Origin of the sequence: Pseudomonas sp. Nvir, assembly GCF_963778085.1 — a bacterium.
Taxonomy (GTDB): Bacteria; Pseudomonadota; Gammaproteobacteria; order Pseudomonadales; family Pseudomonadaceae; genus Aquipseudomonas; species Aquipseudomonas juntendi.
On record NZ_CAVZVN010000038.1, the window covers coordinates 1 to 1,049 of the forward strand.

A 1,049-nucleotide genomic window follows, 5' to 3' on the forward strand; every position below is an offset into this window, starting at 1 on the left:
CAGGGTTGAGATCCAGTGATGACATAGTCATTCCTTAATGGTTAGGCATGACTTGAATTAGCAAACCTTATGCCATATTGCAGGGCAGGCGTGGCGGGGAGGATGGTGCAGGGTGATAGAAGAGAGAGCAGGGGCTGCACCATCCGGACGCGCCTGCGCCCGGCTGGTGCAACAGGCCTATTTGCCGAGCATGCCTTTGTCTTCAAGGAAGGCGATAATGGTGCTCAGGCCGTCGCCCTGCTTCAGGTTGGTGAAGGTCCATGGGCGATCGCCGCGCATACGCTGGGTATCGCTTGCCATCACCTCCAGCGACGCGCCCACATAGGGGGCAAGGTCGGTTTTATTGATCACCAGGAAATCGGATTTGGTGATCCCCGGTCCGCCTTTGCGCGGGATCTTCTCCCCTTCGGCCACGTCGATGACGTAGATGGTCAGATCCGCCAGCTCCGGGCTGAAGGTGGCGCTCAGGTTGTCGCCGCCGCTTTCCACGAAGATAAGGTCGAGGTTACCGAACTTTTCACTCAGCGCTTCCACGGCGGCGAGGTTCATTGAGGCATCTTCGCGGATCGCCGTATGCGGGCAGCCGCCGGTTTCCACACCGACGATGCGTTCAGGCGCCAGCGCGCCCGCTTCGGTGAGGATGCGCTGATCTTCTTTGGTATAGATGTCGTTAGTGACCACCGCCAGCTGCCAGGTATCACGCATCGCTTTGCACAGCGCTTCCAGCAGAGCGGTTTTACCGGAGCCGACCGGGCCGCCGACGCCGACGCGCAGCGGGTGTTTATAAGAGTTCATGGCTTCTCCTAGGAACGGAATAATCGGGAGTATTGGGTTTCATGCCGGGCCGAGGCGATAGCGGCGAGCGGGGTGGCCGATCCGATATCGCCGTCCGGCGCGGCCAGCGCGCGGGGCATCTCGGCCGCGTAGTGGTCGCAAAGACGTAAAATCAGCTGCTGGGCGGCCTGCTGACCGAAGGGCACCAGCTTGACGCCGGCCATCACGGCGCTCTCAATCCAGCTGTAGCCCAGGCTGAGGGCCATCTCGGGCAG

General features: G+C 61.1%; 2 protein-coding genes. Both read right to left on the bottom strand.

Features of this window, described 5'->3' with window-relative positions:
* Window positions 1–177: 177 nt before the first annotated feature.
* Complete coding sequence (gene ureG, locus AACG97_RS00290) at window positions 178–795, bottom strand: urease accessory protein UreG (protein WP_002916877.1); 618 nt, start codon at window positions 793–795, stop codon at window positions 178–180.
* Between the two features lie 8 nt (window positions 796–803).
* Window positions 804–1,049, bottom strand: a 246-nt coding sequence (locus tag AACG97_RS00295) for an urease accessory protein UreF (RefSeq protein WP_320157717.1), incomplete at its 5' end; no start/stop codon positions are given.